General features: G+C 69.9%; 18 protein-coding genes and 1 pseudogene. 6 read left to right on the forward strand and 13 right to left on the reverse strand.

The annotated features are described in order from the left end of the window. Window positions 1-43: 43 nt before the first annotated feature. Genes OG361_RS40370 through OG361_RS40380 form a run of 3 tightly spaced genes read right to left on the reverse strand, consistent with a single transcriptional unit; the run spans window position 44 to window position 5,117 of the window. The gene (locus OG361_RS40370; protein WP_405861781.1) at window positions 44-3,697 is read right to left on the reverse strand and encodes a 5-oxoprolinase/urea amidolyase family protein; all 3,654 of its coding nucleotides are present in this window, start codon (window positions 3,695-3,697) and stop codon (window positions 44-46) included. Next, complete coding sequence (locus OG361_RS40375) at window positions 3,694-4,290, reverse strand: urea amidolyase associated protein UAAP2 (RefSeq protein WP_405861783.1); 597 nt, start codon at window positions 4,288-4,290, stop codon at window positions 3,694-3,696. The genes OG361_RS40370 and OG361_RS40375 overlap by 4 nt, the downstream gene beginning before the upstream one ends. Further along, on the reverse strand, window positions 4,287-5,117 hold the full coding sequence (locus OG361_RS40380; protein WP_405861785.1) for an urea amidolyase associated protein UAAP1: 831 nt from the start codon (window positions 5,115-5,117) through the stop codon (window positions 4,287-4,289). Before OG361_RS40380 ends, OG361_RS40375 begins: the two co-directional genes overlap by 4 nt. A gap of 165 nt (window positions 5,118-5,282) precedes the next feature. Between OG361_RS40380 and OG361_RS40385 the strand changes: the two genes are divergently transcribed. After that, the gene (locus OG361_RS40385) at window positions 5,283-5,891 is read left to right on the forward strand and encodes a TetR/AcrR family transcriptional regulator (RefSeq protein WP_405861787.1); all 609 of its coding nucleotides are present in this window, start codon (window positions 5,283-5,285) and stop codon (window positions 5,889-5,891) included. A gap of 161 nt (window positions 5,892-6,052) precedes the next feature. After that, window positions 6,053-6,382 carry a hypothetical protein gene (locus OG361_RS40390; RefSeq protein WP_405861789.1) on the forward strand — a complete coding sequence of 110 codons (330 nt, stop codon included), beginning with the start codon at window positions 6,053-6,055 and terminating at the stop codon, window positions 6,380-6,382. Between the two features lie 126 nt (window positions 6,383-6,508). Here OG361_RS40390 and OG361_RS40395 read toward each other — a convergent pair whose 3' ends face one another. From OG361_RS40395 to OG361_RS40415, 5 genes and pseudogenes are all read right to left on the reverse strand, one after another. Continuing rightward, window positions 6,509-7,594, reverse strand: coding sequence for an IS630 family transposase (locus OG361_RS40395; protein WP_405851442.1), 1,086 nt, complete (start codon window positions 7,592-7,594; stop codon window positions 6,509-6,511). A gap of 110 nt (window positions 7,595-7,704) precedes the next feature. Next, window positions 7,705-8,790: an IS630 family transposase gene (locus tag OG361_RS40400; protein ID WP_405851442.1), complete on the reverse strand. Its 1,086-nt coding sequence runs from the start codon at window positions 8,788-8,790 to the stop codon at window positions 7,705-7,707. Window positions 8,791-8,900: 110 nt separating this feature from the next. Further along, window positions 8,901-9,985 (reverse strand): annotated as a pseudogene (locus OG361_RS40405) (IS630 family transposase). 183 nt (window positions 9,986-10,168) lie between these two features. Further along, on the reverse strand, window positions 10,169-11,701 hold the full coding sequence (locus OG361_RS40410) for an amino acid permease (RefSeq protein ID WP_405861791.1): 1,533 nt from the start codon (window positions 11,699-11,701) through the stop codon (window positions 10,169-10,171). Window positions 11,702-11,933: 232 nt separating this feature from the next. Then, on the reverse strand, window positions 11,934-12,689 hold the full coding sequence (locus tag OG361_RS40415) for an SMI1/KNR4 family protein (RefSeq protein ID WP_405861793.1): 756 nt from the start codon (window positions 12,687-12,689) through the stop codon (window positions 11,934-11,936). Window positions 12,690-12,926: 237 nt separating this feature from the next. Between OG361_RS40415 and OG361_RS40420 the strand changes: the two genes are divergently transcribed. The 4 genes from OG361_RS40420 to OG361_RS40435 all read left to right on the forward strand — a co-directional run bounded on the left by OG361_RS40420 (window position 12,927) and on the right by OG361_RS40435 (window position 15,201). Next, window positions 12,927-13,136, forward strand: coding sequence for a helix-turn-helix domain-containing protein (locus tag OG361_RS40420; RefSeq protein WP_030315760.1), 210 nt, complete (start codon window positions 12,927-12,929; stop codon window positions 13,134-13,136). Next, window positions 13,136-13,690 carry a Clp protease N-terminal domain-containing protein gene (locus tag OG361_RS40425; RefSeq protein WP_405861796.1) on the forward strand — a complete coding sequence of 185 codons (555 nt, stop codon included), beginning with the start codon at window positions 13,136-13,138 and terminating at the stop codon, window positions 13,688-13,690. The genes OG361_RS40420 and OG361_RS40425 overlap by 1 nt, the downstream gene beginning before the upstream one ends. Window positions 13,691-13,854: 164 nt before the next feature. Beyond that, window positions 13,855-14,253, forward strand: coding sequence for a VOC family protein (locus OG361_RS40430; protein WP_405861798.1), 399 nt, complete (start codon window positions 13,855-13,857; stop codon window positions 14,251-14,253). Window positions 14,254-14,574: 321 nt separating this feature from the next. After that, complete coding sequence (locus tag OG361_RS40435) at window positions 14,575-15,201, forward strand: hypothetical protein (protein WP_405861800.1); 627 nt, start codon at window positions 14,575-14,577, stop codon at window positions 15,199-15,201. A 334-nt stretch (window positions 15,202-15,535) separates the two neighbouring features. Here the strand turns inward: OG361_RS40435 and OG361_RS40440 are convergent, their stop codons facing one another. The 5 genes from OG361_RS40440 to OG361_RS40460 all read right to left on the reverse strand — a co-directional run bounded on the left by OG361_RS40440 (window position 15,536) and on the right by OG361_RS40460 (window position 20,809). Next, window positions 15,536-16,279: a class I SAM-dependent methyltransferase gene (locus tag OG361_RS40440; RefSeq protein WP_405861801.1), complete on the reverse strand. Its 744-nt coding sequence runs from the start codon at window positions 16,277-16,279 to the stop codon at window positions 15,536-15,538. A gap of 935 nt (window positions 16,280-17,214) precedes the next feature. Beyond that, a complete protein-coding gene (locus OG361_RS40445) occupies window positions 17,215-18,090 on the reverse strand; it encodes a GNAT family N-acetyltransferase (RefSeq protein ID WP_405861803.1) in 876 nt (291 codons plus the stop codon). A 369-nt stretch (window positions 18,091-18,459) separates the two neighbouring features. After that, window positions 18,460-18,945 (reverse strand): hypothetical protein, encoded by a 486-nt coding sequence (locus tag OG361_RS40450; RefSeq protein ID WP_405861805.1) that lies wholly within the window; start codon window positions 18,943-18,945, stop codon window positions 18,460-18,462. A 669-nt stretch (window positions 18,946-19,614) separates the two neighbouring features. After that, the gene (locus OG361_RS40455; RefSeq protein ID WP_405862692.1) at window positions 19,615-20,337 is read right to left on the reverse strand and encodes a hypothetical protein; all 723 of its coding nucleotides are present in this window, start codon (window positions 20,335-20,337) and stop codon (window positions 19,615-19,617) included. A 64-nt stretch (window positions 20,338-20,401) separates the two neighbouring features. Further along, a complete protein-coding gene (locus OG361_RS40460) occupies window positions 20,402-20,809 on the reverse strand; it encodes an SSI family serine proteinase inhibitor (RefSeq protein WP_405861807.1) in 408 nt (135 codons plus the stop codon). Window positions 20,810-20,864: the final 55 nt, after the last annotated feature.

Here is a 20,864-nt window from a genome sequence, read left to right on the forward strand (position 1 = left end):
GGGGAAGAGGGGGAGAGGGGGCGGCCCTCTCCCCGGACGGTGATCAGCACGGGGTGAGGATCAGAAGCGGAGTGCCCGGTTGGACCTGGGCCCCGGGGCGGGTGAGGACTCGGGTCACGGTGGCGGCGCGGGGCGCCGGCACGCGGGACTCCATCTTCATGGCCTCCAGCGTCACCAGCGGCTGACCCGCCGAGACGACCTCGCCCTCCGCCACGTTCAGCTGCCAGACCGAGGCGGCGAACTCCGCCTCCACCAGGTGGCTGCCGGGCGGGACCTCCACGTCCGCCGTCGGCGCGGCGTCCACCGCCCCGTCCCGGTCCGCGCGGTCGAACTCTCCGGCCGCCTCCCACGCCGCGCGCTCGGCGGCGAACGCGGTGGCCTGCCCGGCCCGGAAGGCGGCGATCGATCCGGCGTTGTCGGCCAGGAACCGCTCGTACTCCGCCAGCGAGAACGACCCCTCCTCGATCCGGGGCGCGAACCGACCGGCGGCCATGTCGGCCCGCAGTTCGAGGAGTTCGTCCGCGTCCACCGGGTACCAGCGGATCCGGTCGAAGAACCGCAGCAGCCAGGGCCGGCCCGGCTCGAAGGCGCCCCGCTGCTGCCAGCCCGACCACACCTGGGTCGTACGGCCGACGAACTGGTAGCCGCCCGGGCCCTCCATGCCGTACACGCACAGGTAGGCGCCGCCGATGCCGACCGAGTTCTCCGCCGTCCAGGTCCGCGCCGGGTTGTACTTGGTGGTCACCAGCCGATGTCTGGGGTCGAGCGGGGTGGCGACCGGGGCACCCAGGTAGACGTCGCCGAGACCGAGCACCAGGTACTCGGCGTCGAAGACGGTCCGGTAGACGTCGTCCACCGACTCCAGGCCGTTGACACGGCGGATGAACTCGATGTTCCACGGACACCAGGGCGCGTCGTCCCGGACCCCCGCCGTGTAGCGGGTGATGGCCTCCCTGGTCGCCGGGTCGTCCCATGACAGCGGGAGATGGACGGTACGGGACGGGACGACCAGCTCCGCCGCCGGCGGCAGGGCCGCCTCGATCTCCCTCACGGCCCTGAGGAGTCCGGCCTGCGACGTCACGGAGGGGTCGAACTGGATCTGGAGCGAGCGGATGCCCGGCGTCAGATCCGTCACCCCGGTGGGTGCCGCCTTTTCCACCGCTTCCATGAGCGCGTGCACACGCATCCGCAGAGCCAGGTCCAGCTGCATCGGCCCGAACTCGACGAGCAGGTTGTCGTCCCCGGAACGCCGGTAGGTGACGTCCCCGTGGGTGGCGAGAACCCCGCCGTCCACGATCGGGGGTCGGTCCTCGATCGCCCCGGCGCGGGTGACCGCGACCGGACGGAAACGGACGGTGTCGCCGGGACGCAACTGGCCCAGCTTCCAGCGTTCGGATCGGACGACGGTCGCGGGACAGACGAAGCCGCCCAGGGACGGGCCGTCGGGGCCGAGGACGACGGGCATGTCGCCGGTGTAGTCGACGGCGCCGACGGAGTACGGCGTGTCGTGGATGTTCGAGGGGTGCAGCCCGGCCTCTCCGCCGTCCTCGCGGGCCCAGCGCGGCTTGGGGCCGAGCAGCCGGACGCCGGTGCGGGCGGAGTTGAAGTGGACCTCCCACGCGGCGGCGTAGAAGTCGCGGATGTCGTCCTCGGTGAAGAACTCCGGGGCCGCGTGGGGCCCTTCGGCGACGGCGATCCGCCACTCGGTGCCGAGTGAGGGCCGCTCCTCCGCCGGGACGGGGCCCGCGACCGGGCTGACCGCCGCCGGGCTGACCGCCTGGTCGGCCGTCTTCCCGGCCGTCTCCCCGGCCGTCACCGTTACGGTCCCCCCGGCCGTCTCCGTTGCCGTCTCCCTCACCGTCTCCCCTGCGAGCCGTCGGCGCGCGCTCACGCCGCGCAGTACGTCGCCCGTGCGCAGCGCCCGTCCGCCGTGGCCGCCGAAGCGGCCGAGGGTGAAGGTGGCGGCGCTGCCGAGGAACGGGGGCACGTCGAGGCCGCCGGCGAAGAGGATGTACGTGCGCAGTCCGGCCCGCTCCGGCGCGGGGACCGTGAGGGTGGCGCCGGCCGGCACGGTGAACGGCTCCCACAGGGGTACGGGAGCGCCGTCGATCCGTGCGTCGACGGGAGCGCCGGTGACGCAGACGGTCGTCGCGTGGGTGAAGCGCAGGGTCGGGCCCTGGAGGGTGCATTCGAGGCCGGGGGCGCCCTGCGGGTTGCCGAGGGCGAGGTTGCCCAGACGGAAGGAACGGTCGTCCATGGGCCCGGACGGCGGGACGCCGACCTGCCAGTGGCCGGTGCGGCCGGGCCAGTCCTGGACGGTGGTGAGGGTCCCGGCGGCCACGACCTCGATCCGGGGGGTCGGGTCGGCGACGGCGGCGAGGGTGGCGGTGGAGTGCGTGGCGGCGCGGAAGTCCCGGTCGGTCAGCGCGGCCCGTACGAAGCCCAGGTTGGTCTCGATGCCGTCCACCCGGGTCGCCGCGAGCGCCGCGTCGAGCCGCGCGAGCGCCTCCGCCCGGTCCGATCCATGCGCGACGATCTTGGCGAGCATCGGATCGTAGGCGGTGGTCACCTCGGTACCGGTCTCGATCCAGGCGTCGACGCGTACGTCCTCGGGCAGCTCGACACGGGTGAGGAGGCCGGCGCCGGGGCGGTGGTCGCGGGCCGGGTCCTCGGCGTACACGCGGGCCTCGACGGCGTGTCCGCGGGCCGGTCCCGGGTCGCGGACGACACCGGTCTCACCGCGGGCGAGGCGCAGCATCCAGGCGACGAGGTCGATCCCGTGGACGGCTTCGGTGACGGGGTGCTCGACCTGGAGACGGGTGTTGACCTCCAGGAAGTACGCCTCCTCACGGGCGGGGTCGTACACGAACTCGACGGTTCCGGCGGAGCGGTAGTCGACGGAGGCGCAGAGTTCGCGGGCGGCGGCGGTGAGACGTGCCCGTACGTGCTCGGGGAGCCCGGGAGCGGGGGCCTCCTCGACGACCTTCTGGTTGCGGCGTTGGAGGGTGCAGTCGCGGTCCCCGAGGGTGACGACCCGGCCGTGTCCGTCGCCGAAGACCTGGACCTCGATGTGCCGGGCGTGCTCGACGAGCCGTTCGAGGAAGAGGCCGGCGGAGGTGAAGGAGGCGGCGGCGGTGCGCCGGACGCTCTCCCAGGCGTCGGAGAGTTCGCCGGGGCCGCGGACGGCGCGCATGCCGATGCCGCCGCCGCCTCCGGTGGCCTTGAGCATGACGGGGTAGCCGATGCGGGCGGCCTCGGTGAGGGCGGTGGGCAGGTCGGGGAGGAGGCCGGTGCCGGGGGCGAGGGGGACTCCGGCGCGCTCGGCGGCGGCTCGGGCGGTGTGCTTGGCGCCGAAGAGTTCGAGCTGTTCGGCGGTGGGGCCGACGAAGGCGATACCGGCGTCGGCGCAGCGGCGGGCGAAGCCGGCGTCCTCGGAGAGGAAGCCGTACCCGGGGTGTACGGCCCCGGCGCCGGTGTCCTTCGCGGCCCGCAGGATCTTGTCGGCGTCGAGGTAGGAGTCCTTGGCGGGGGCGGGGCCGAGGTGTACGGCCTCGTCGGCGAGGCGGACGTGCGGCGCGGAGCGGTCGGGGTCGGAGAAGACGGCGACGGTACGCAGGCCCAGGGCGCGGGCGGTCCGGATGATCCGGACGGCGATCTCGCCGCGGTTGGCGACGAGGACGGTGTCGAAGGACGTCATGCGGGGGCCTCGCCGATCGTGATGTCGACCGCGGTCGGGTCGAAGCCGTTGCAGGGGTTGTTGATCTGCGGGCAGTTGGAGACGAGCACGAGGACGTCGGTCTCGGCGCGCAGGACGACGGTGCGGCCGGGGGCGGAGAGGCCGTCGACGATGCCGAGGGTGCCGTCCTTCTCGACGGGGACGTTCATGTACCAGTTGATGTTGGAGACGAGATCGCGGGCGGTGAGGCCGTGCCGGGCGCCCTCGGCGAGGAAGTTGTCGACACAGGCGTGCTGGGACCAGGTGTGGTGCCCGTAGCGCAGGGTGTTGGACTCCTTGGAGCAGGCGCCGCCGATGGTGTCGTGTCGGCCGACGGTGTCCTCGACGACGGTCATCAGCGGGGTGTGCTCGGTGGACATGAGCACGCTGCCGGTGGTGAGGAAGATGCCCTGCTGGGCCTGGAAGGTGTCGGGGGCGCTGTAGCGGACGGCGGTGTCGTGGGCGTCGTACACGAGGAAGTCGACGGCCTGGTTGCCGTGGAGGTCGGTGAGGGTGAGGTGCCGGCCGGCGGGGACGGTGCCGGACCAGGCGGCGCGGGCGGGTACGACGGTCATGACTGCCCCCGGCAGGTGAGGAGTTCGGCGGTGTTGAGGAAGGCGCGGCGGCCTTCGGGGGTGGCGTCCCAGAGGGGGTCGCCGGGGCGGGTGGGCTCGGCACGCCAGGCGAGGACCTCGAGGGCGGTGCTGGTGTAGGAGGGGCGGGGGTCGAGGGGGTGGGGGACGTTGGCGAGGAGGACGACGAGGTCCTGTTCGGCGCGGAGGGTGACGGAGCCGCCGGGTCCGGCGGAGCCGGTGAAATGAAGGGTGCCGTCGTTCGCGTCGACGTGGACGCCCTGGAAGAAGGAGACGGAAGGGGGCAGGTCGCGGGTGTCGAGGCCGTTCTTGAGAGCGGCGAGGGTGAGCAGTTCACGGCCGGCGGGGGTGGCGCAGTGGGTGGCGCCGTCGCCGTACCGCTCGGTGTTGAGTACGAGGGTGGAGGTGCCGCAGAGGGTGTCGTGGCGGCCGTCTGTGGTGTCCGCGACGAGGGTGGCGAGGACGCGGCCCTGGGCGGAGAGGAGGAGGTGTCCGGCGCGGAGGTAGGCGTTCCACTGCACCTTGACGGTGTCGGCGGCGTTGAACCGTTCCCAGGGGCGCCCGGCAGCGAGGAGGACGAGGTGGGCACAGGCGTCGCCGTGGAGGTCGGTGAGGCGGAGTTCGGTGCCGCGGGCGAGGACCTTGTGGGCGTAGCCGCCGCCGGCGACGGTCTCGGCCCAGACGAGGGGGCCGGCCCCGGCGGGGGGAGCGGGCCAGTCGGTGGCGGGGACGACCGGCATGGTCGGGGTACGGGTGCCGTGCTGGGCGCGGGCGTGGGCGCGGGCGCCGTGGGGTGTGGCGGTTCCCATGGGGCGAGCTCCGATTCCTGGTTGATGGGGGAGGTGGCGCCTAATTTCTGTCGTGCGACAGAAATTAGGGCGGGGGTGGGTCGCGGGCATTGCTCGTCCGTTGCGCGGGAGTTACCGAACCCTCACCAAGATCGGGCGGCGGGCGAGGTGTGCGAGGATCGCCACATGGGCAGCACCAGCGGGAAGCGCGTCGGCCGGCCGAGAGCCGAGCAACGGCCGGACAGCGGTCTGTCCGCGCGTGACGAACTGCTTCTGGTGGCCGCCGAGCTCTTCACGACGCAGGGGTACGCGGCGACGACGACCCGGGCGGTCGCCGAGCGGGCCGGGATGCGGCAGGCCACGATGTACCACTACTTCGACGGCAAGGAGGGCCTCCTCGCCGAGCTCCTGGAGTCGACCGTCACCCCCTCGCTCACGCTCGCCCGCGAGCTCCTCGCGGACGACACGCGGCCCGCGGAGCGACGGCTGTGGGAGCTGTGCCGCTCGGACGTGGAACTGCTCTGCGGCGGCCCACACAACCTGGGGGTGCTGTACCTGCTCCCCGAGGTACGCGCGGAGAAGTTCGAGGGCTTCCACCGAGCGCGGGCCGACCTCAAGGACGCGTACGGACGGCTCGTCGCCGCGACGGAAGCGGGTGCTGCCCTCGACCGGGAAGAACTGGCGGTACGGACGGACCTGGTGTTCGGTCTGATCGAGGGCGTGTTCCTGGTGGGTCGCTCCGAGCCCGCCTTCGCCCGATCGGTGGCGGACGCGGCGCTGCGGATCATCGGTTAGTGGCTGGCCCTGGACCCTTGGCCGGGCGATCTGCAGGCTGCCTCAAGTTGTTCGTTGCGGGGTCGTGACCGCTGCTGTATTGGTATGAGCTGCTGAGTTCGGACGCGGTACTGGCGCGTGGCGGAGGAACTCGGGCCACACGTAGGAGGCGGGTGCCAGGCATGGCTGTGCGAAACTCGGACACGCTTGAGGTGCTCCTCGCGGTCGCCGCGGAGGCTGGGGTGCCGTTCACCACCGTCGAGCTGGCAGGGCGGGGTATCACCGCGAGCGCTGCTGGGACCCGTTGGGTGCTTGAGGTCGGCAAGCCGCAGTTGGACGGCTTCACGCTGGCCGACAAGTTGATCGAACTGTGCGAACTGGAAGAGCGACTCATCGCCCTGTGGCAGGCCTACCGGGACGGCGAAGTCGACGCAGCCGCATTCGAGGTCGGCCTGGCGGAGGTCGTCATCGCCATGGAGGACTGGCCCGCGATCCCGCCAGAGCGGGAGTAGGGCCTCTCAAGCCGCGTTCGTCGGGTACTCGGTCCAGGTGTGGATGGATGAGTCCGTGGTGAAGTAGCGCAGGGCGGCGAACTCGGACTCGATCCACTTCAGCGAGGAGCCGAGCCGAGTCACCAGCTAGTGATCTGGTTCGGAGATCCTGTCGCAGTAGCGGCAGATCCGGTCGAGGATCTGGTCGGCGGTCTTGGTCCACTTGAAGGGCCGGGCTTCGTCGTTCCAGACCTTGATCCAGTTTTCGAGTGCGGCCTTGAGGTCGTCGAGGGAACAGAACACGCCGCGTTCAAGGCAGCGCCGTTCCAACTCGGCGAACCACCGCTCGACCTGGTTGATCCACGACGAGTAGGTCGGGGTGAAGTGGAGCTGGAAGCGGGGATGCGCCAGGAGCCACTTGTGCACCACCGGCGCCTTGTGGGCGGAGAGGTTGTCGCAGATCACGTGGACCGCCAGGTGCTTGTCGGTCTGGCGGTCGATCTCGTCGAGGAAGTCACGGAAGTCCACCGCCCGGTGCTGCGCGGACAGTTTCGTGATCACCTTGCCCGTCGCCGTGTTCAGGGCGGCGAACAGGTCGACGGTGCCGTGCCGGACGTAGTCGAAACTCCGCCGCTCGGGCACTCCCGGGACCATCGGCAGGACCGGCGCGGTCCGCTGAAGGGCCTGGATCTGCGGCTTCTCGTCCACCGCGAAGACCACCGCGTTGGCCGGCGGAGCGAGGTAGAGGCCGACGACGTCACGGACCTTGTCGATCAGGAACGGGTCCGGGGAGATCTTGAAGGTCTCCGTGCGCCAGGGCTGGAGGCCGAAAGCGTGCCAGATCCTCAGCACGCTCGCCGGGGAGATTCCCACGACCTTGGCCAGCTCCCGCTTCGACCAGTGCGTCCCGCCCGGGGGAGTCTGCTCCAGGGTGCGGACCACGACCTCTTCCACCTGGGCGTCGGTAATGGTCCGCGGCACCCCGGGCCGCGGCTCGTCCGCGAGTCCGTCCAGGCGCTGGGCCACGAACCGTGTGCGCCAGCGGCGCACGGTGCCTCTGCCGACATCGAGTCGCGCGGCGACCACGGTGTTGTTCCAGCCGTTCGCGCACGCCAGCACGATCCGTGCGCGAACGGCCAGCCCCTGCGCGGTCGAGCGGCGCTTGGCCCAGTTCTCCAGCGTCAGCCGCTCGGCCTCCGACAGCACGACAGGTTCCAGCCGGGTATCACCCATGCCCACAGGACAGCGCGAACGCGCGACCTGCCGCAGGCGAACACCGCAATCTGAAACAGGGGACGCCTCACGTGGCGACCCACGACCTCAAAACCAGATCACTAGGCCAGCTAGTGATCTGGTTCGGAGATCCTGTCGCAGTAGCGGCAGATCCGGTCGAGGATCTGGTCGGCGGTCTTGGTCCACTTGAAGGGCCGGGCTTCGTCGTTCCAGACCTTGATCCAGTTTTCGAGTGCGGCCTTGAGGTCGTCGAGGGAACAGAACACGCCGCGTTCAAGGCAGCGCCGTTCCAACTCGGCGAACCACCGCTCGACCTGGTTGATCCACGACGAGTAGGTCGGGGTGAAGTGGAGCTGGAAGCGGGGATGCGCCAGGAGCCACTTGTGCACCACCGGCGCCTTGTGGGCGGAGAGGTTGTCGCAGATCACGTGGACCGCCAGGTGCTTGTCGGTCTGGCGGTCGATCTCGTCGAGGAAGTCACGGAAGTCCACCGCCCGGTGCTGCGCGGACAGTTTCGTGATCACCTTGCCCGTCGCCGTGTTCAGGGCGGCGAACAGGTCGACGGTGCCGTGCCGGACGTAGTCGAAACTCCGCCGCTCGGGCACTCCCGGGACCATCGGCAGGACCGGCGCGGTCCGCTGAAGGGCCTGGATCTGCGGCTTCTCGTCCACCGCGAAGACCACCGCGTTGGCCGGCGGAGCGAGGTAGAGGCCGACGACGTCACGGACCTTGTCGATCAGGAACGGGTCCGGGGAGATCTTGAAGGTCTCCGTGCGCCAGGGCTGGAGGCCGAAAGCGTGCCAGATCCTCAGCACGCTCGCCGGGGAGATTCCCACGACCTTGGCCAGCTCCCGCTTCGACCAGTGCGTCCCGCCCGGGGGAGTCTGCTCCAGGGTGCGGACCACGACCTCTTCCACCTGGGCGTCGGTAATGGTCCGCGGCACCCCGGGCCGCGGCTCGTCCGCGAGTCCGTCCAGGCGCTGGGCCACGAACCGTGTGCGCCAGCGGCGCACGGTGCCTCTGCCGACATCGAGTCGCGCGGCGACCACGGTGTTGTTCCAGCCGTTCGCGCACGCCAGCACGATCCGTGCGCGAACGGCCAGCCCCTGCGCGGTCGAGCGGCGCTTGGCCCAGTTCTCCAGCGTCAGCCGCTCGGCCTCCGACAGCACGACAGGTTCCAGCCGGGTATCACCCATGCCCACAGGACAGCGCGAACGCGCGACCTGCCGCAGGCGAACACCGCAATCTGAAACAGGGGACGCCTCACGTGGCGACCCACGACCTCAAAACCAGATCACTAGGCCAGCTAGTGATCTGGTTCGGAGATCCTGTCGCAGTAGCGGCAGATCCGGTCGAGGATCTGGTCGGCGGTCTTGGTCCACTTGAAGGGCCGGGCTTCGTCGTTCCAGACCTTGATCCAGTTTTCGAGTGCGGCCTTGAGGTCGTCGAGGGAACAGAACACGCCGCGTTCAAGGCAGCGCCGTTCCAACTCGGCGAACCACCGCTCGACCTGGTTGATCCACGACGAGTAGGTCGGGGTGAAGTGGAGCTGGAAGCGGGGATGCGCCAGGAGCCACTTGTGCACCACCGGCGCCTTGTGGGCGGAGAGGTTGTCGCAGATCACGTGGACCGCCAGGTGCTTGTCGGTCTGGCGGTCGATCTCGTCGAGGAAGTCACGGAAGTCCACCGCCCGGTGCTGCGCGGACAGTTTCGTGATCACCTTGCCCGTCGCCGTGTTCAGGGCGGCGAACAGGTCGACGGTGCCGTGCCGGACGTAGTCGAAACTCCGCCGCTCGGGCACTCCCGGGACCATCGGCAGGACCGGCGCGGTCCGCTGAAGGGCCTGGATCTGCGGCTTCTCGTCCACCGCGAAGACCACCGCGTTGGCCGGCGGAGCGAGGTAGAGGCCGACGACGTCACGGACCTTGTCGATCAGGAACGGGTCCGGGGAGATCTTGAAGGTCTCCGTGCGCCAGGGCTGGAGGCCGAAAGCGTGCCAGATCCTCAGCACGCTCGCCGGGGAGATTCCCACGACCTTGGCCAGCTCCCGCTTCGACCAGTGCGTCCCGCCCGGGGAGTCTGCTCCAGGGTGCGGACCACGACCTCTTCCACCTGGGCGTCGGTAATGGTCCGCGGCACCCCGGGCCGCGGCTCGTCCGCGAGTCCGTCCAGGCGCTGGGCCACGAACCGTGTGCGCCAGCGGCGCACGGTGCCTCTGCCGACATCGAGTCGCGCGGCGACCACGGTGTTGTTCCAGCCGTTCGCGCACGCCAGCACGATCCGTGCGCGAACGGCCAGCCCCTGCGCGGTCGAGCGGCGCTTGGCCCAGTTCTCCAGCGTCAGCCGCTCGGCCTCCGACAGCACGACAGGTTCCAGCCGGGTATCACCCATGCCCACAGGACAGCGCGAACGCGCGACCTGCCGCAGGCGAACACCGCAATCTGAAACAGGGGACGCCTCACGTGGCGACCCACGACCTCAAAACCAGATCACTAGGCCAGCTAGGCCGGCTAGGCCGGCTAGGGCAGTTCGGCCAGTTCGGCCAGCTCGGCCAGCTCGGCCGGATCGGCCGGGTCAACGCGGGCGGTGGCGAAGAAGCCGGTACGCCGTACCCAGGGCGAGCGAGCCGCCGACGAAGAGCAGCGAGAACCACTGGAAGTACCAGTGTCCGCCGTTCGGGTCGTACACCTCCGCGCGCGGCCAGGCCAGATTGACGGTCATGAACAGGCCGTAGACCAGGGCGAGCGCATTGATCGGCAGCCCCCACCGGCCGAGGCTGAACACCGGCCGGCCCGTCTCGTCCAGCGCTCCCGACCGGACCCAGCGGCCGCGCAGCCGGGCGACGAGCATCGGGCCGGTGACCATCGCGTACGCCAGGTAGACCATCACGATGCAGGTCGTCCCGATGGCGAGCAGTGCCTCGGGGGAGAGGAAGTTCAGCAGCAGGAGCAGTGCGGCGAGCACACCGACCACGACCGCCGAGACCGCCGGCATGCCGGTGCGCGCGGGGACCGCGGACAGGGCGCGCGCGTACGGCAGCTGGCCGTCGCGGGCCATCGAGTACAGCATCCTCGTCGCCGAGGTCTGGATCGCCAGGGTCGCGGCGCAGATGGCCACCACCACGTCCGCGAGCAGCAGCCTGCCCACGCCGTCGCCGAGTGTGCTGGTGAGCACGTAGGAGAGTCCGTCCGCGCCCAGCTGTCCGTCGGTCAGGCTCGGGGCGGCGAGCAGGCCCCCGAGCAGCAGCAGCCCGCCGCAGACGCCCGACGTGGTCAGCGCGGTGAAGGTGGTGCGGGGAGCGGTTCGTTGGGGGTTGACCGTCTCCTCGCTCATCTCGCTGGCGCTCTCGAACCCGATGAGGACGTACGCGGCGGTGAACGCGCCGACGAGGAGCGCCCCCGTGCCCGCGCCGCCGGTCTCGAGGACGATCGACGGTTCGCGCTGGGCGTGGGTGAGGAGCAGGGCGACGATGAGTGCCACGCCGGTGATCTCCGCGGTGACGCCGACGGTGTTGACGACGGTCAGGACCCGGTTGTCGAGGACGTTCACGAGGGTGGTGAGCGCCAGCAGGACCAGGCCGAGGAGGGCGGCGTTCGCGGCGCCGCTCGGTGAGGTGGGGGAGGGATCGTCCCCCACGAGCTGGAAGCCCGGCCAGATCGCCGGGAGTACCGCCTGGAGCGCGAGCGCCGCTGCCCCGACCACGACGATCCGGCCGATGACCATGATCCAGCCCGCGAACCAGCCGAAGGCGGGGGTGGCCAGCCGGGTCGACCACTGGTACACGGCGCCCGCGATCGGATAGCGGGCGGCGAGCTCGGCGAAGCAGGCGGCGACGAGGAGCTGCCCGGCCAGGACGACGGGCCAGGTCCAGAAGAAGGCGGGCCCGCCGAAGGAGTAGCCGAGGGCGAAGAACTGGAAGACGGTGGTGAGGACGGAGATGAAGGAGAACCCCGCGGCGAACGAGGCGTACGGTCCCATCCGCCTGCGCAGCTCCTGCTGGTAGCCGAAGCCGGCCAGCTCGCCGGAACGGGCGCCGCCGGCGGCGCCGTCAGCGCTCTCGGACGGGGCGGGAACGGCCCGCTTCTGGCTGGGTGCGGTCGCGGTCATGGCAGCCCCTGTCAGGTGATTTCTGTCGGTCGACAGAAAGTAGGTGGGGGCTGTTTCGGCCACGTCACGTGCCGATGTCCGGGCAGCTCCGAACTCCTCACCCGGTCAGGGGAGTTCGTGCAGAGAGATCAGCTGGGAGGAGGCGGAGCGGCACGGCCTCCAATGCCCGACGAGAACACGGCGCGAACGCGGCGAGAGCGGCGGAGGCGCTCCGCAAGGCCTTCACCGGGCACTACGGAGTCTCGACGTCGCGATCCCGCGGCAGCATGCGCTCCACAGGCGGCTCCACAGGCGTTGGGTGGCTCCTGGTGGAAAGCTCCCAGGCCTGGATGATCTCGATGGGGACGCGTCCGCGTTGGGGCAGGTCGTACCCGTTGGAGTTGGCCCAGTCGCGGAGGGTGCGGGTACTGACGGACGTCCAGGTGGCTGCGGTCGGCGCGCTGCTGCGGGGATTCGAGGGGGTGAAGGTGGCTCCGTGCTCAAGGAGATCCATGGGGAACAGGGGGACGCGAGTTGTTCCACTGAGAACGGTGACGAGGAATTCAGTCAAGGACCCGTCGTAGGAGAACCAGGGAGCGTGCAGGGCCTCGTTGACGGTGACGGTCCAGGCATCCGGGGCGCCGGCAGGCTGGGTGACCCAGAAGAGGTAGTCCCCGTTTCCGGTGACGCCCAAGGCGAAGAGGTCTTCGGGAGCGTGCGGTAGCGATCGGGGGCGACGGGTGGCGTGGCGGACCTCTTCGATCTGCGCGCGCAGACGCGTCGACATGGGGCCGGTCAGATCGGTCCACTCGTTGGGGGAGTGAGGCTGGTAGAGGGTGAGGAAGTCGCAGAACCGGCCGGGTCCGTACGCGGTGACGAGCTCCTTGTAGTCCTGGGGCAGGCCCATGCCCAGCGTGTCTTCGATCGGAGACCAGTCGGGAGCAGGGGGAACAACGGTGGGAGGTGGGCACAGCGCGGTCAGCGCGGTGAGGGCGGTGGGAGCGGTCATCGCTGCTTCCTTGGCGGCTGAGGATGGCGTCTGTGGGGCGGGGCTGAAGGCGGGCAGGGGTTTGAGCGGGTGGGGGTGTCGACGAGCGCCCAGCCTGCTCCATCCAGCGGAGCGGGAAGTCGTGGGGGCGGCCCGGCGGCGTTCCCTGCGCATGAGTGGCCGCAGGTAGACGACCGTGCGGAAGCGTCATGTCAACCAAGGTTGACGTGACCCATGTCGTCAACGTAGGTTGACGTCATGACCGATGCGACCGATCTCGCCGCGCGGGCGGGCGACCGTGACCCCCGGGTCGGGCTGCGGGCCGTCTCCGCCCTGCGGCGACTACTGGAACAACTGGAAGCCGTCCAGGTGCGCAGTGCGCGCAACCAGGGCTGGTCGTGGCAGGAGATCGCGACCGAACTGGGAGTCAGCCGGCAGGCCGTCCACAAGAAGTACGGGAGGCAGTGATGTTCGAACGGTTCACGAAGGCCGCACGTGCCGTGGTGAAGGGGGCGGTCGAGCACGCGGAGCGGGGCGGCGCGACGGTCGTCACCGAGGAACATGTGCTACTGGCCCTGCTCGACCGGGAGGACACCCGGGCGGCGGCCGCGCTGCGAACGCTGTGCCCGCCGGACCGCCGCCCGTCCCTGTTGGCCGCACTTGCCGACGCCCGGCGGCGGGCGGGACTGTCCCGGGCCGACGCGGAGGCCCTGGCGGACCTCGGCATCAACGTCGGCGCGATCGTGGCGCGCGTGGAGGAGTCCCACGGCGAGGGCGCGCTGGCGGGCGACCGCAAGGACTCCGGGTGGTGGTCGGGCCGCCAGTCCTTCTCGCGGGAGGCCAAGACCGTCCTGGAGAAGTCCCTCCGGGTGGCGGTGGCCCGCAAGGACCGGGAGATCGGCGACGAGCACATCCTCCTGGCGCTCACCACGACCGGAGGGGTCGTCGCGGAGGCCCTGGCCGACCACGGTGTGACGTACGCCGCCGTGGACACCGCGGTCTCCGCCCCGACGGCTCCCTGACGGTCCGGTCACCGCGACGCTGAGCCGGGAGAGCACGTAGCGGCCGGAAGCCGATCGGCGGCTGCAGGCATCCGAAACCGCCCGAGCACTCTTGATCGTCGACCCCGCGAGCAAGATGATCATCTGAACCGATGAGACGTAGCTCCAGAAAGGTGCCTCCACGCATGCGAGTCAAAGCCTTCGACCACCTGGTACTCAACGTGACCGACGTCGACAGGGCACTCGAGTTCTACACCGGCCCCCTGGGCCTCGCGCCCGAGCGGGTCGAGGAGTGGCGGGCCGGCAAGGTCCCCTTCCCGTCCGTGCGCATCGACGAGAGCACGGTCATCGACCTCTTCTCACGCCCGCGAGGCGAGTCCAACGTCGACCACATCTGCCTGGTCGTGGATCCCCTGGACTGGCAGGAGGTCATCGATTCCGGGACGTTCGACGTGCTCGAAGGCCCCGTCCCGCGCTGGGGCGCACGCGGTTCGGCTCAGTCGGTCTACGTGAACGACCCGGACGGCAACACGGTCGAACTGCGCTGGTACCCGGAGGACGCCGAGGTCCAGGCGGCCGGCTGACAGGAGGGGGCGCCTCACCCGGTCACGTGTCCGCCACATGCTTCGCCGGCCTCTCAGCTGCACAAGCGGGCTTGTCAGAGGCATCCGGTTGGATTGCGGACCATGGGCAACTCAGGCGGATCATTGGTTGACAGCCGCGTGGCCTCGCTCTTCCCTGTCGGTACGGCTGCTCTGGAACCGGCGCGGATCTTCTGGGTCAAGAAAACCAAGGTCACCAGGTCCACTGGGCCTCGTCACCGACCCAGATCCTCGGCGTGGGGAGCTGCTCCTCATCCTCGCCGGACTGCGTAGAGTACCTGCGGTCACCGAACGGAGAAGACAGTGGACGCGGTCGAGTTCCCCCTCGGCGCTCGGGTACGCCGTGCCCGGCGATGGCTCGTGGTCACGGGTGCGGCGGGTGCCGTACTCGCGGGAGCCGCCGTGGCATCCGTGGCCGCCGACGCATCCGACTGGGTGCCGGTGCCGCGGGCGGTTCAGGCGGCTCTGGTGCTGGTGACGCTGTTCGTGCTGCCTGTCGCGTGGGTGGGGGTGCGCGCCGTGTGGGTGCTGCGCGGGCGGGCCGAGCTGTTCGCCGCCGCCGGAGGACATCCACGGCGACGTCCCACCGACCTGCAGCTGGTGAACCACCTGAGCAACGAACACCCGCTCACCCCGCTGTGGTGGATGGTGGCCGTCCTCGGAGGCCTCGGCACCCTCTGCCTAGGGTTCGCGTTTCCGTTCGCCCTGGCGGGCGGTGCCACCGCGCTCACCAATGTCCTCCTTGGCGCAGGGCTGGCCGCGTCCCTGGCCGCCCTGGCCCTCGCCGTGCCCGGAATCCGCCGTGCCGACGTTCAGGGCGCGGAGGACCGGAGGCGGCGTACCGAACTGTGGTCGCTGCCCTACGCCGTCGAACGCCGACTCACGGTCTCCCTCCTCGGCGCCGACGACGGGGCACACCTGGGCACCTGAACCCACGGCTACAGCTGCCCCGCTACGAGTCCACTCGCGGCCGCCAAGGCGCCGCAGGACCGGGGTGAGGGTATGGCCTGAGCTTCCCGTGCGGCGGCACGTACACGCTCAGCACCGCTTTCGCCCCGCAACATGCCCTCCGCACGAGTGCGGGAGTCACTTCGGTCTTCGTCGCGGGCCGAGTGGGGCTGCTCTTCGCTGCCTCTCGGGAATCGCGACCCTCGAATCCTGAGGGGGCGCGGCCGGTCCAGGGGCGTGCTGCCGATGAGGTCGGTGCTGTCCACGGCAGCGGAACACCGCCCCCGGAACCGGCGTCAAGGCGACCGGTCCGCCGTCAGGCGCGGCAGCGCAGCATCTCCAGCGGGGGGTTGGCGTAGAAGTCAGCCCAGTGATCCGCACCGAACTCACGCAGACCGGCCTCCGACACCGTCATCGGGACCCAGGTCACCTCGCTGAACCCGGCTGCCTGCAAGCACTTCTCGTAGACATCGCGGCGCGGGCGGTTGGCGACGAACGAGACCGGCGGGTCGAGCAGCGCCGTGGTCCGTACCTGCGGTCCGGTCTCGACCTCCTCGCCGGTGAGTTCGCTGCGGAAGCCGTACTTCTCCGGGGACGGCCCGTCGAAGCGGAAGTCGGGTGACTGGTTGAGCACGAAGAACTCGCTGCCGGGCTTCAGGCTCCGGTGCACGTTGCGGCACATCCGCTCCGTCGTGGCGATGTCCTCCGCGTAGTTGAGCAGTTGGACCGCCAAACCGACGTCGAAGCGCTGCTCGAAGGGCCGCAGTTCGGCCGCATCGCCCACCTCGTAGCGCACACCCAGCGGATTGCGCTCCTCCAACTGCTTTGCCACGGCCACCATTTCACCGGAGACGTCGATTCCCAGGACGTCCGTGGCGCCTCGGCGCTTGAACTCCCGGCTGTAGAAACCGGTCCCGGACGCCAGATCGAGGACCGACTTGCCGCGGATGTCCCCGACCATGGCGAGGAAGCTGGGCACCACTACGTACTGCTCCAGCGGCAGGGCCTTGAACCCCTCGTACGCCTCACCGATCTCGTCGTACTGCTGCTGTGCGCTCACTGTGCCGTCTTCCCTGTTCTACGTCATCTGCGTGGCCTGGGCCCAGCGCGCCCCCGGGACGCGCCGAGCCTCTGACGGGCAGTCTTCCCGCACCGTGAGAGAGGTCGTACTGACAGAAGCCACAAAGATGCGGACGTCGTCCGGGGCTCCTGCACAGGAGGGCGGATGGGGCGGAGCGGACGACGGGCAATCTCGCTGAGTCCTTCGGTGCCCCCTCAAGCTGCTTGCTGCACTGCCGCGCGTGTGGGTGCCGGTGAACGAGCGGCCCACGGGACCTGGGGCGCAGGTGGCTCGGTGATCCGCTGCACCGACCGAGTGGCCTTGGTGCAGGAGCAGACAGATGCGCGAGCTGACGAACGTCGCGCGGCACACTGTCGCGTGGTGCGAGGCCCCGACCCTCGGATCCAGTGGGCTGGCGAGGCGATCGTCGCGCCGATCGCGGTTACCTCCTGAGACGTGGCCTCCGTGATCCTGACCCGACACGGCTTCATCGACCCGCCGTTCACACTCGGCCACGCATAAGTGAGCGGCCCGAGTCGTCGACGCCGGCGACGTCGCCGTGACCGCGATGGCCCTGGCGACCTGGTCGCCGTCACCCGGTCGATCAGCTGCGTCACTTGCGACCACTCCGGCGCCGGACTGACCGCCCACTGCACCGAGGTCCCGCACATGGCGACGTACGGGGCGCCGATCGGCGGCAGCGGGCGATCACTTCCGGCCCGGCGAACGCGTCGTCTCCCACGTCCTCGACTGGGAACAACTCCCCGACGCACTAACGGAGAGCCACCTCAAACCCGTCTTCGTTCGCACCATCGCCGCCGATAAGTGATCAAGGGATCATTCTTCGGCTCAACACCGGCTGTCAGCTACGCGCATACTGCCCCCGACCGTTCGGCTCACCCGGCTCCGTGCGGGCCGACCACAGCCGCCGCCGGTCAAAGCCGTCGCCGACAAGACGTACGGTCCCGTACCTCGGGGCGTGGCTGGAAGCCGGCTGACTCGTAGGTGGCGACGGCGCCGATATTGGAGCTCGGAGTGCAGACGATCGCGCTCGACGAGCCCAGTTGCTGGAGTGCGGCCGCCGCAGCGAGGGTGATGGCCGCGCCGTAGCCGTTACGCCGATGGTCCCGGTGCACGCCCATCGGCTCGAGCAACCCGGGTCTGCCCGGGCCGGCCGACCACACCGTCACCGCCGCCACCGCGATGCCCTGGTCGTCGTACGCGAGCAGACACCGGGCGTCAGCGTAGGGCAGCCCGCCCGCCATCGCGTGCCAGCGCTCGTCCGTGAACCTCGACCCGTCGAACGCTGCCCGGTGGACGGCGGTGAACACATGCGCCTGTTCCGGCCCGACCACCTCGATCCGCATGCCAGGATCATCCACCCGCTCGGTGAGGTCTCGGCGCAGCGGCGTCCACGGCTCGTCGGCGTTCCAGCCGTCCTCGGACAGCAGATCTTGGATCACTGCACCCATCGGCGCCTCGATGTTCACCCTCCCCTCCGGCAGCACGTCGCGCTCCGGCTCGGTCACGTCTTCGAGCAACTGCTGCGCCAGCTCCCCGTCCCGCTGAGCGTCCGGCGCGATCGTCAGCCGCAGCAGCCCGGGACCGTCCAGCAGCCCGACGCCGAGAATCCGGCCGTCCCGGCTCCACGTCCTGATAGCAGCCGCGGTCGCTTCCGCACCTGACCGCCAGAACCAGCCCAGGTCCCCCGGATGCAGTTGCATCGGCGCCCCGTCGCTCTGCCACTCCCGCAGTACGCCCACGGCTTCGCCCAGCCCGTCGACTCCCGGCTTGCCCAGAACAATCGCCATGCCCCGATCACACACCACCGCACCGCCAGTCCGCACCCGGTTTCCGACCGTGCCGGCGTGTGTGTGGGTTCAGGGCCTCGGGAGGGCAGCCAATGATCGAGGAGACGGGGCTCAATTGAGGCTGTCTGAGAGCCCGTTCATCCGTAGGTGACCGGAGGCGTTCGCGTGTAAGCCGGCAACTGATACACCTTCACGACATCATGCACGACACCGGCCCGACCAACTTCCTTAGAGGAGAACGCTGACCTTCCTGGTTTTCCCGACCTTCCCGGCCTTTGCACGGGATCCGATCCGGCCTCTGCCCGTCATCGTCGTCCGCGACGCTGAACGGCATGAACAGCGACGATGAGCAGCTGCTGTACGGCCGGCTCAGTGGGCGAGGCCATGCCCCTCCCACCGACCCGGTTCGTGGCCGGACCCCACCTGCGCCGAGCCGCCGCATGGTCCGCTGCTCGGCATGGCCGGCTGGACCAAGGACGAGTTCGGCACCGGTGCCGCTCTGGCGACGGGGCTCGGCCGCTTCGGCGCCGGCGGCCGGGCTCTACTTCTCACGTAGGCCATCGATTTCGGCGGCCGGACGGCCATGTCACGCACGTGCGTGTAGTACGTGGTCGCGTACTCGTCGTTGATCGCCGGAAGGACCTTCTCGAACACCAACGTCAGCTGCGTCAGGCCCGCGCGGTGCCGTTCGCTGAATGGGCCGTTGACGACGCCTGCGGCGTATCCGTAAGCGTCCGCATCGAGCATCACCATGTCCTGGCCTTCGATGTCCAGGCCACGGAAGCCGGATGGGAACGGCGTAGCCATGTGTTCGGACATCATCCGGGAGAGCGCGTCGAGGTTCGCTTCGAGCATGCGGGAAATCCTGTCAGTAACGGCTGCGGCCCCGTGATCACACCAGCCGGCGCGAGCTCCTCACACACCGCCGGCACCGATTCGCCGAGATGAGCTGCGAAAGACGTCTCGCCGTCGACCGGCATTACTTCGACGCGACCGCCCTCCGCCATGTCGTACCCCGTGAAGGGCGTCGACGTCTCGACGATCAGGCACCAGTCAGAGCCGGTCGTGAGGCGAGTGAAGCACCCGCGGCTGTCGATAGCCACACATCATTCGCGCGGGAAAGGAGCGGGTCCGAGGGCGTAGCCTGCCCCCGGACCCTGTGGATGCCGCTCACATCACACGCCGGCACACTTGAGGACCCGGGTCATTCGTCATTGCGTCGCGTCCTGCCATTGGACCACCGCCGATCGAGCTCGGCGGACCAGATTCGAACTGGCATTTCGACGCACCAGGGCCCGGGCCCGGTCGATCCGGCGATGAGCGGCGCATGCTGAGTCTGGAGCAATAGTCTGAGATTGACCGCGGTCTGCCTCTGCCTGATTGGGCTATCCCGGCGGGTAGTGCCGGGAGGAGGACTCGAACCTCCACTGGAACCGCATGTGTCACGACAAGGCTCAGCTTCAGCTTTGCGCTCCTCGCGCGCCCCGGCCGTGTTCTGTGGCCGGGGAGTCTGTGGTGTCCCGGCTACCCGAAGAGGTAGCCGAAGACGGCGTCGCCGACCCGCTGGTCGGTAACCTCGGCGCTGTTCGCCTCCTCACGGGCGAACTTCACCGCCTGCTGGAGCTTCTCCACCCGCTCCAGCAGTTCGTTCACTCGTCGGGCCGGCAGCGCGCCCGAGAACTTCACCGTGGTCCAGTAACCGACCGGCACATCCTCGTAGTAGACCTCCACCTGCGCCGGGTGCTTGTCCGTCGCCTCCGCCTTGACGTGGTTGCGCGGAACCTTCTTCGTACGGACCGTGCGGACGACCTCGGTCTTCCACGCGTCGGTCGAGGGGTCCTGCGTCCACGCCTCGGCGGGATCCAGTACGGGAAGCTTGCGGACGAAGGTGTTGATGTCCGTCAGCTGCTTCTCCAGGAACAGCAGATACGCGACGGGCACCTGCCCCACGAGCACGCGTCCGTCGACGGTGATGTCGGCCCCTGCCTCGCAGTTCGCCCAGTCCTTGGTGGTCGTCACATCGAAGAGACGGGTCAGCGCCCGCGCGGTGTAGCGCAGCGCGTCCTCTGCCTTCACCTGCACCAGAGTCGACTCGGGCGGCAGCTGCTCGCCCTCCTCGTCCTTCGGCTGGTAGGTACGGGAGATGCCGGCGAGCAACGCGGGCTTCTGCAGGCCGTGATGCGCCGCGGTCAGGTCCTGGTGCGCCCGGGACTTGACGCCCTTCTCCACTGCGATGATCTGATTCAGAAACGTTCGAGAATCGCGTGATTAGCTTCAGGTTGGACCTAGGCGCTGCGAACGGGCGGGAGGCTCAGAATTCGTAGACGAGGCCGGTCGCGAGCTGGCGCTCGCAGTCGTTCTCGTACGTGTGCTCCCAGTGGACCGGGCGGCCCTTGTAGGCGCCGTCTGCGGTCACGGTGACGGGCCCCTCGTTGGAGCAGTAGGCCGAGTCCCGGCCGGGCAGGCGGTCGAAGTCGCCGCCGGCGGCGTGGAGGTCGGCGCAGGCCTCGGCGGTGTAGGGGTGGTCCTTTCCGGGCTTGCCGGGGCAGTTGAGGAACACGAACCCGGTGTTGCGGGTGGTGCCGTCGGTGCGGGACACGGTGAGCTGGATGTGCGCGTCGCGGGTGGCGGGGTCGACGGGGGCGGCGGCGAGCGCGGCGGGGGCGAGCGCGGCGGCGAGGAGCCCGGCGCCGAGGAGACTGGTGATGATCTTGTTCATGATCGGGTCAACGGGCGGCGGGGAGGGCTGGTCACCTCGCTCGATGGGGTCATGC

It is taken from the genome of Streptomyces sp. NBC_00090, from assembly GCF_045160815.1.
In the GTDB taxonomy this organism is placed as follows: Bacteria; Actinomycetota; Actinomycetes; order Streptomycetales; family Streptomycetaceae; genus Streptomyces.

Excerpts from the sequence above, each read along its gene's own strand:
- OG361_RS40370 (WP_405861781.1), bottom strand. The coding sequence starts at position 3,697 with ATGACGTCCTTCGACACCGTCCTCGTCGCCAACCGCGGCGAGATCGCC.
- OG361_RS40375 (WP_405861783.1), bottom strand. The coding sequence starts at position 4,290 with ATGACCGTCGTACCCGCCCGCGCCGCCTGGTCCGGCACCGTCCCCGCC.
- OG361_RS40380 (WP_405861785.1), bottom strand. The coding sequence starts at position 5,117 with ATGGGAACCGCCACACCCCACGGCGCCCGCGCCCACGCCCGCGCCCAG.
- OG361_RS40385 (WP_405861787.1), top strand. The coding sequence starts at position 5,283 with ATGGGCAGCACCAGCGGGAAGCGCGTCGGCCGGCCGAGAGCCGAGCAA.
- OG361_RS40390 (WP_405861789.1), top strand. The coding sequence starts at position 6,053 with ATGGCTGTGCGAAACTCGGACACGCTTGAGGTGCTCCTCGCGGTCGCC.
- OG361_RS40395 (WP_405851442.1), bottom strand. The coding sequence starts at position 7,594 with ATGGGTGATACCCGGCTGGAACCTGTCGTGCTGTCGGAGGCCGAGCGG.
- OG361_RS40400 (WP_405851442.1), bottom strand. The coding sequence starts at position 8,790 with ATGGGTGATACCCGGCTGGAACCTGTCGTGCTGTCGGAGGCCGAGCGG.
- OG361_RS40410 (WP_405861791.1), bottom strand. The coding sequence starts at position 11,701 with ATGACCGCGACCGCACCCAGCCAGAAGCGGGCCGTTCCCGCCCCGTCC.
- OG361_RS40415 (WP_405861793.1), bottom strand. The coding sequence starts at position 12,689 with ATGACCGCTCCCACCGCCCTCACCGCGCTGACCGCGCTGTGCCCACCT.
- OG361_RS40420 (WP_030315760.1), top strand. The coding sequence starts at position 12,927 with ATGACCGATGCGACCGATCTCGCCGCGCGGGCGGGCGACCGTGACCCC.
- OG361_RS40425 (WP_405861796.1), top strand. The coding sequence starts at position 13,136 with ATGTTCGAACGGTTCACGAAGGCCGCACGTGCCGTGGTGAAGGGGGCG.
- OG361_RS40430 (WP_405861798.1), top strand. The coding sequence starts at position 13,855 with ATGCGAGTCAAAGCCTTCGACCACCTGGTACTCAACGTGACCGACGTC.
- OG361_RS40445 (WP_405861803.1), bottom strand. The coding sequence starts at position 18,090 with ATGGCGATTGTTCTGGGCAAGCCGGGAGTCGACGGGCTGGGCGAAGCC.
- OG361_RS40450 (WP_405861805.1), bottom strand. The coding sequence starts at position 18,945 with ATGCTCGAAGCGAACCTCGACGCGCTCTCCCGGATGATGTCCGAACAC.
- OG361_RS40460 (WP_405861807.1), bottom strand. The coding sequence starts at position 20,809 with ATGAACAAGATCATCACCAGTCTCCTCGGCGCCGGGCTCCTCGCCGCC.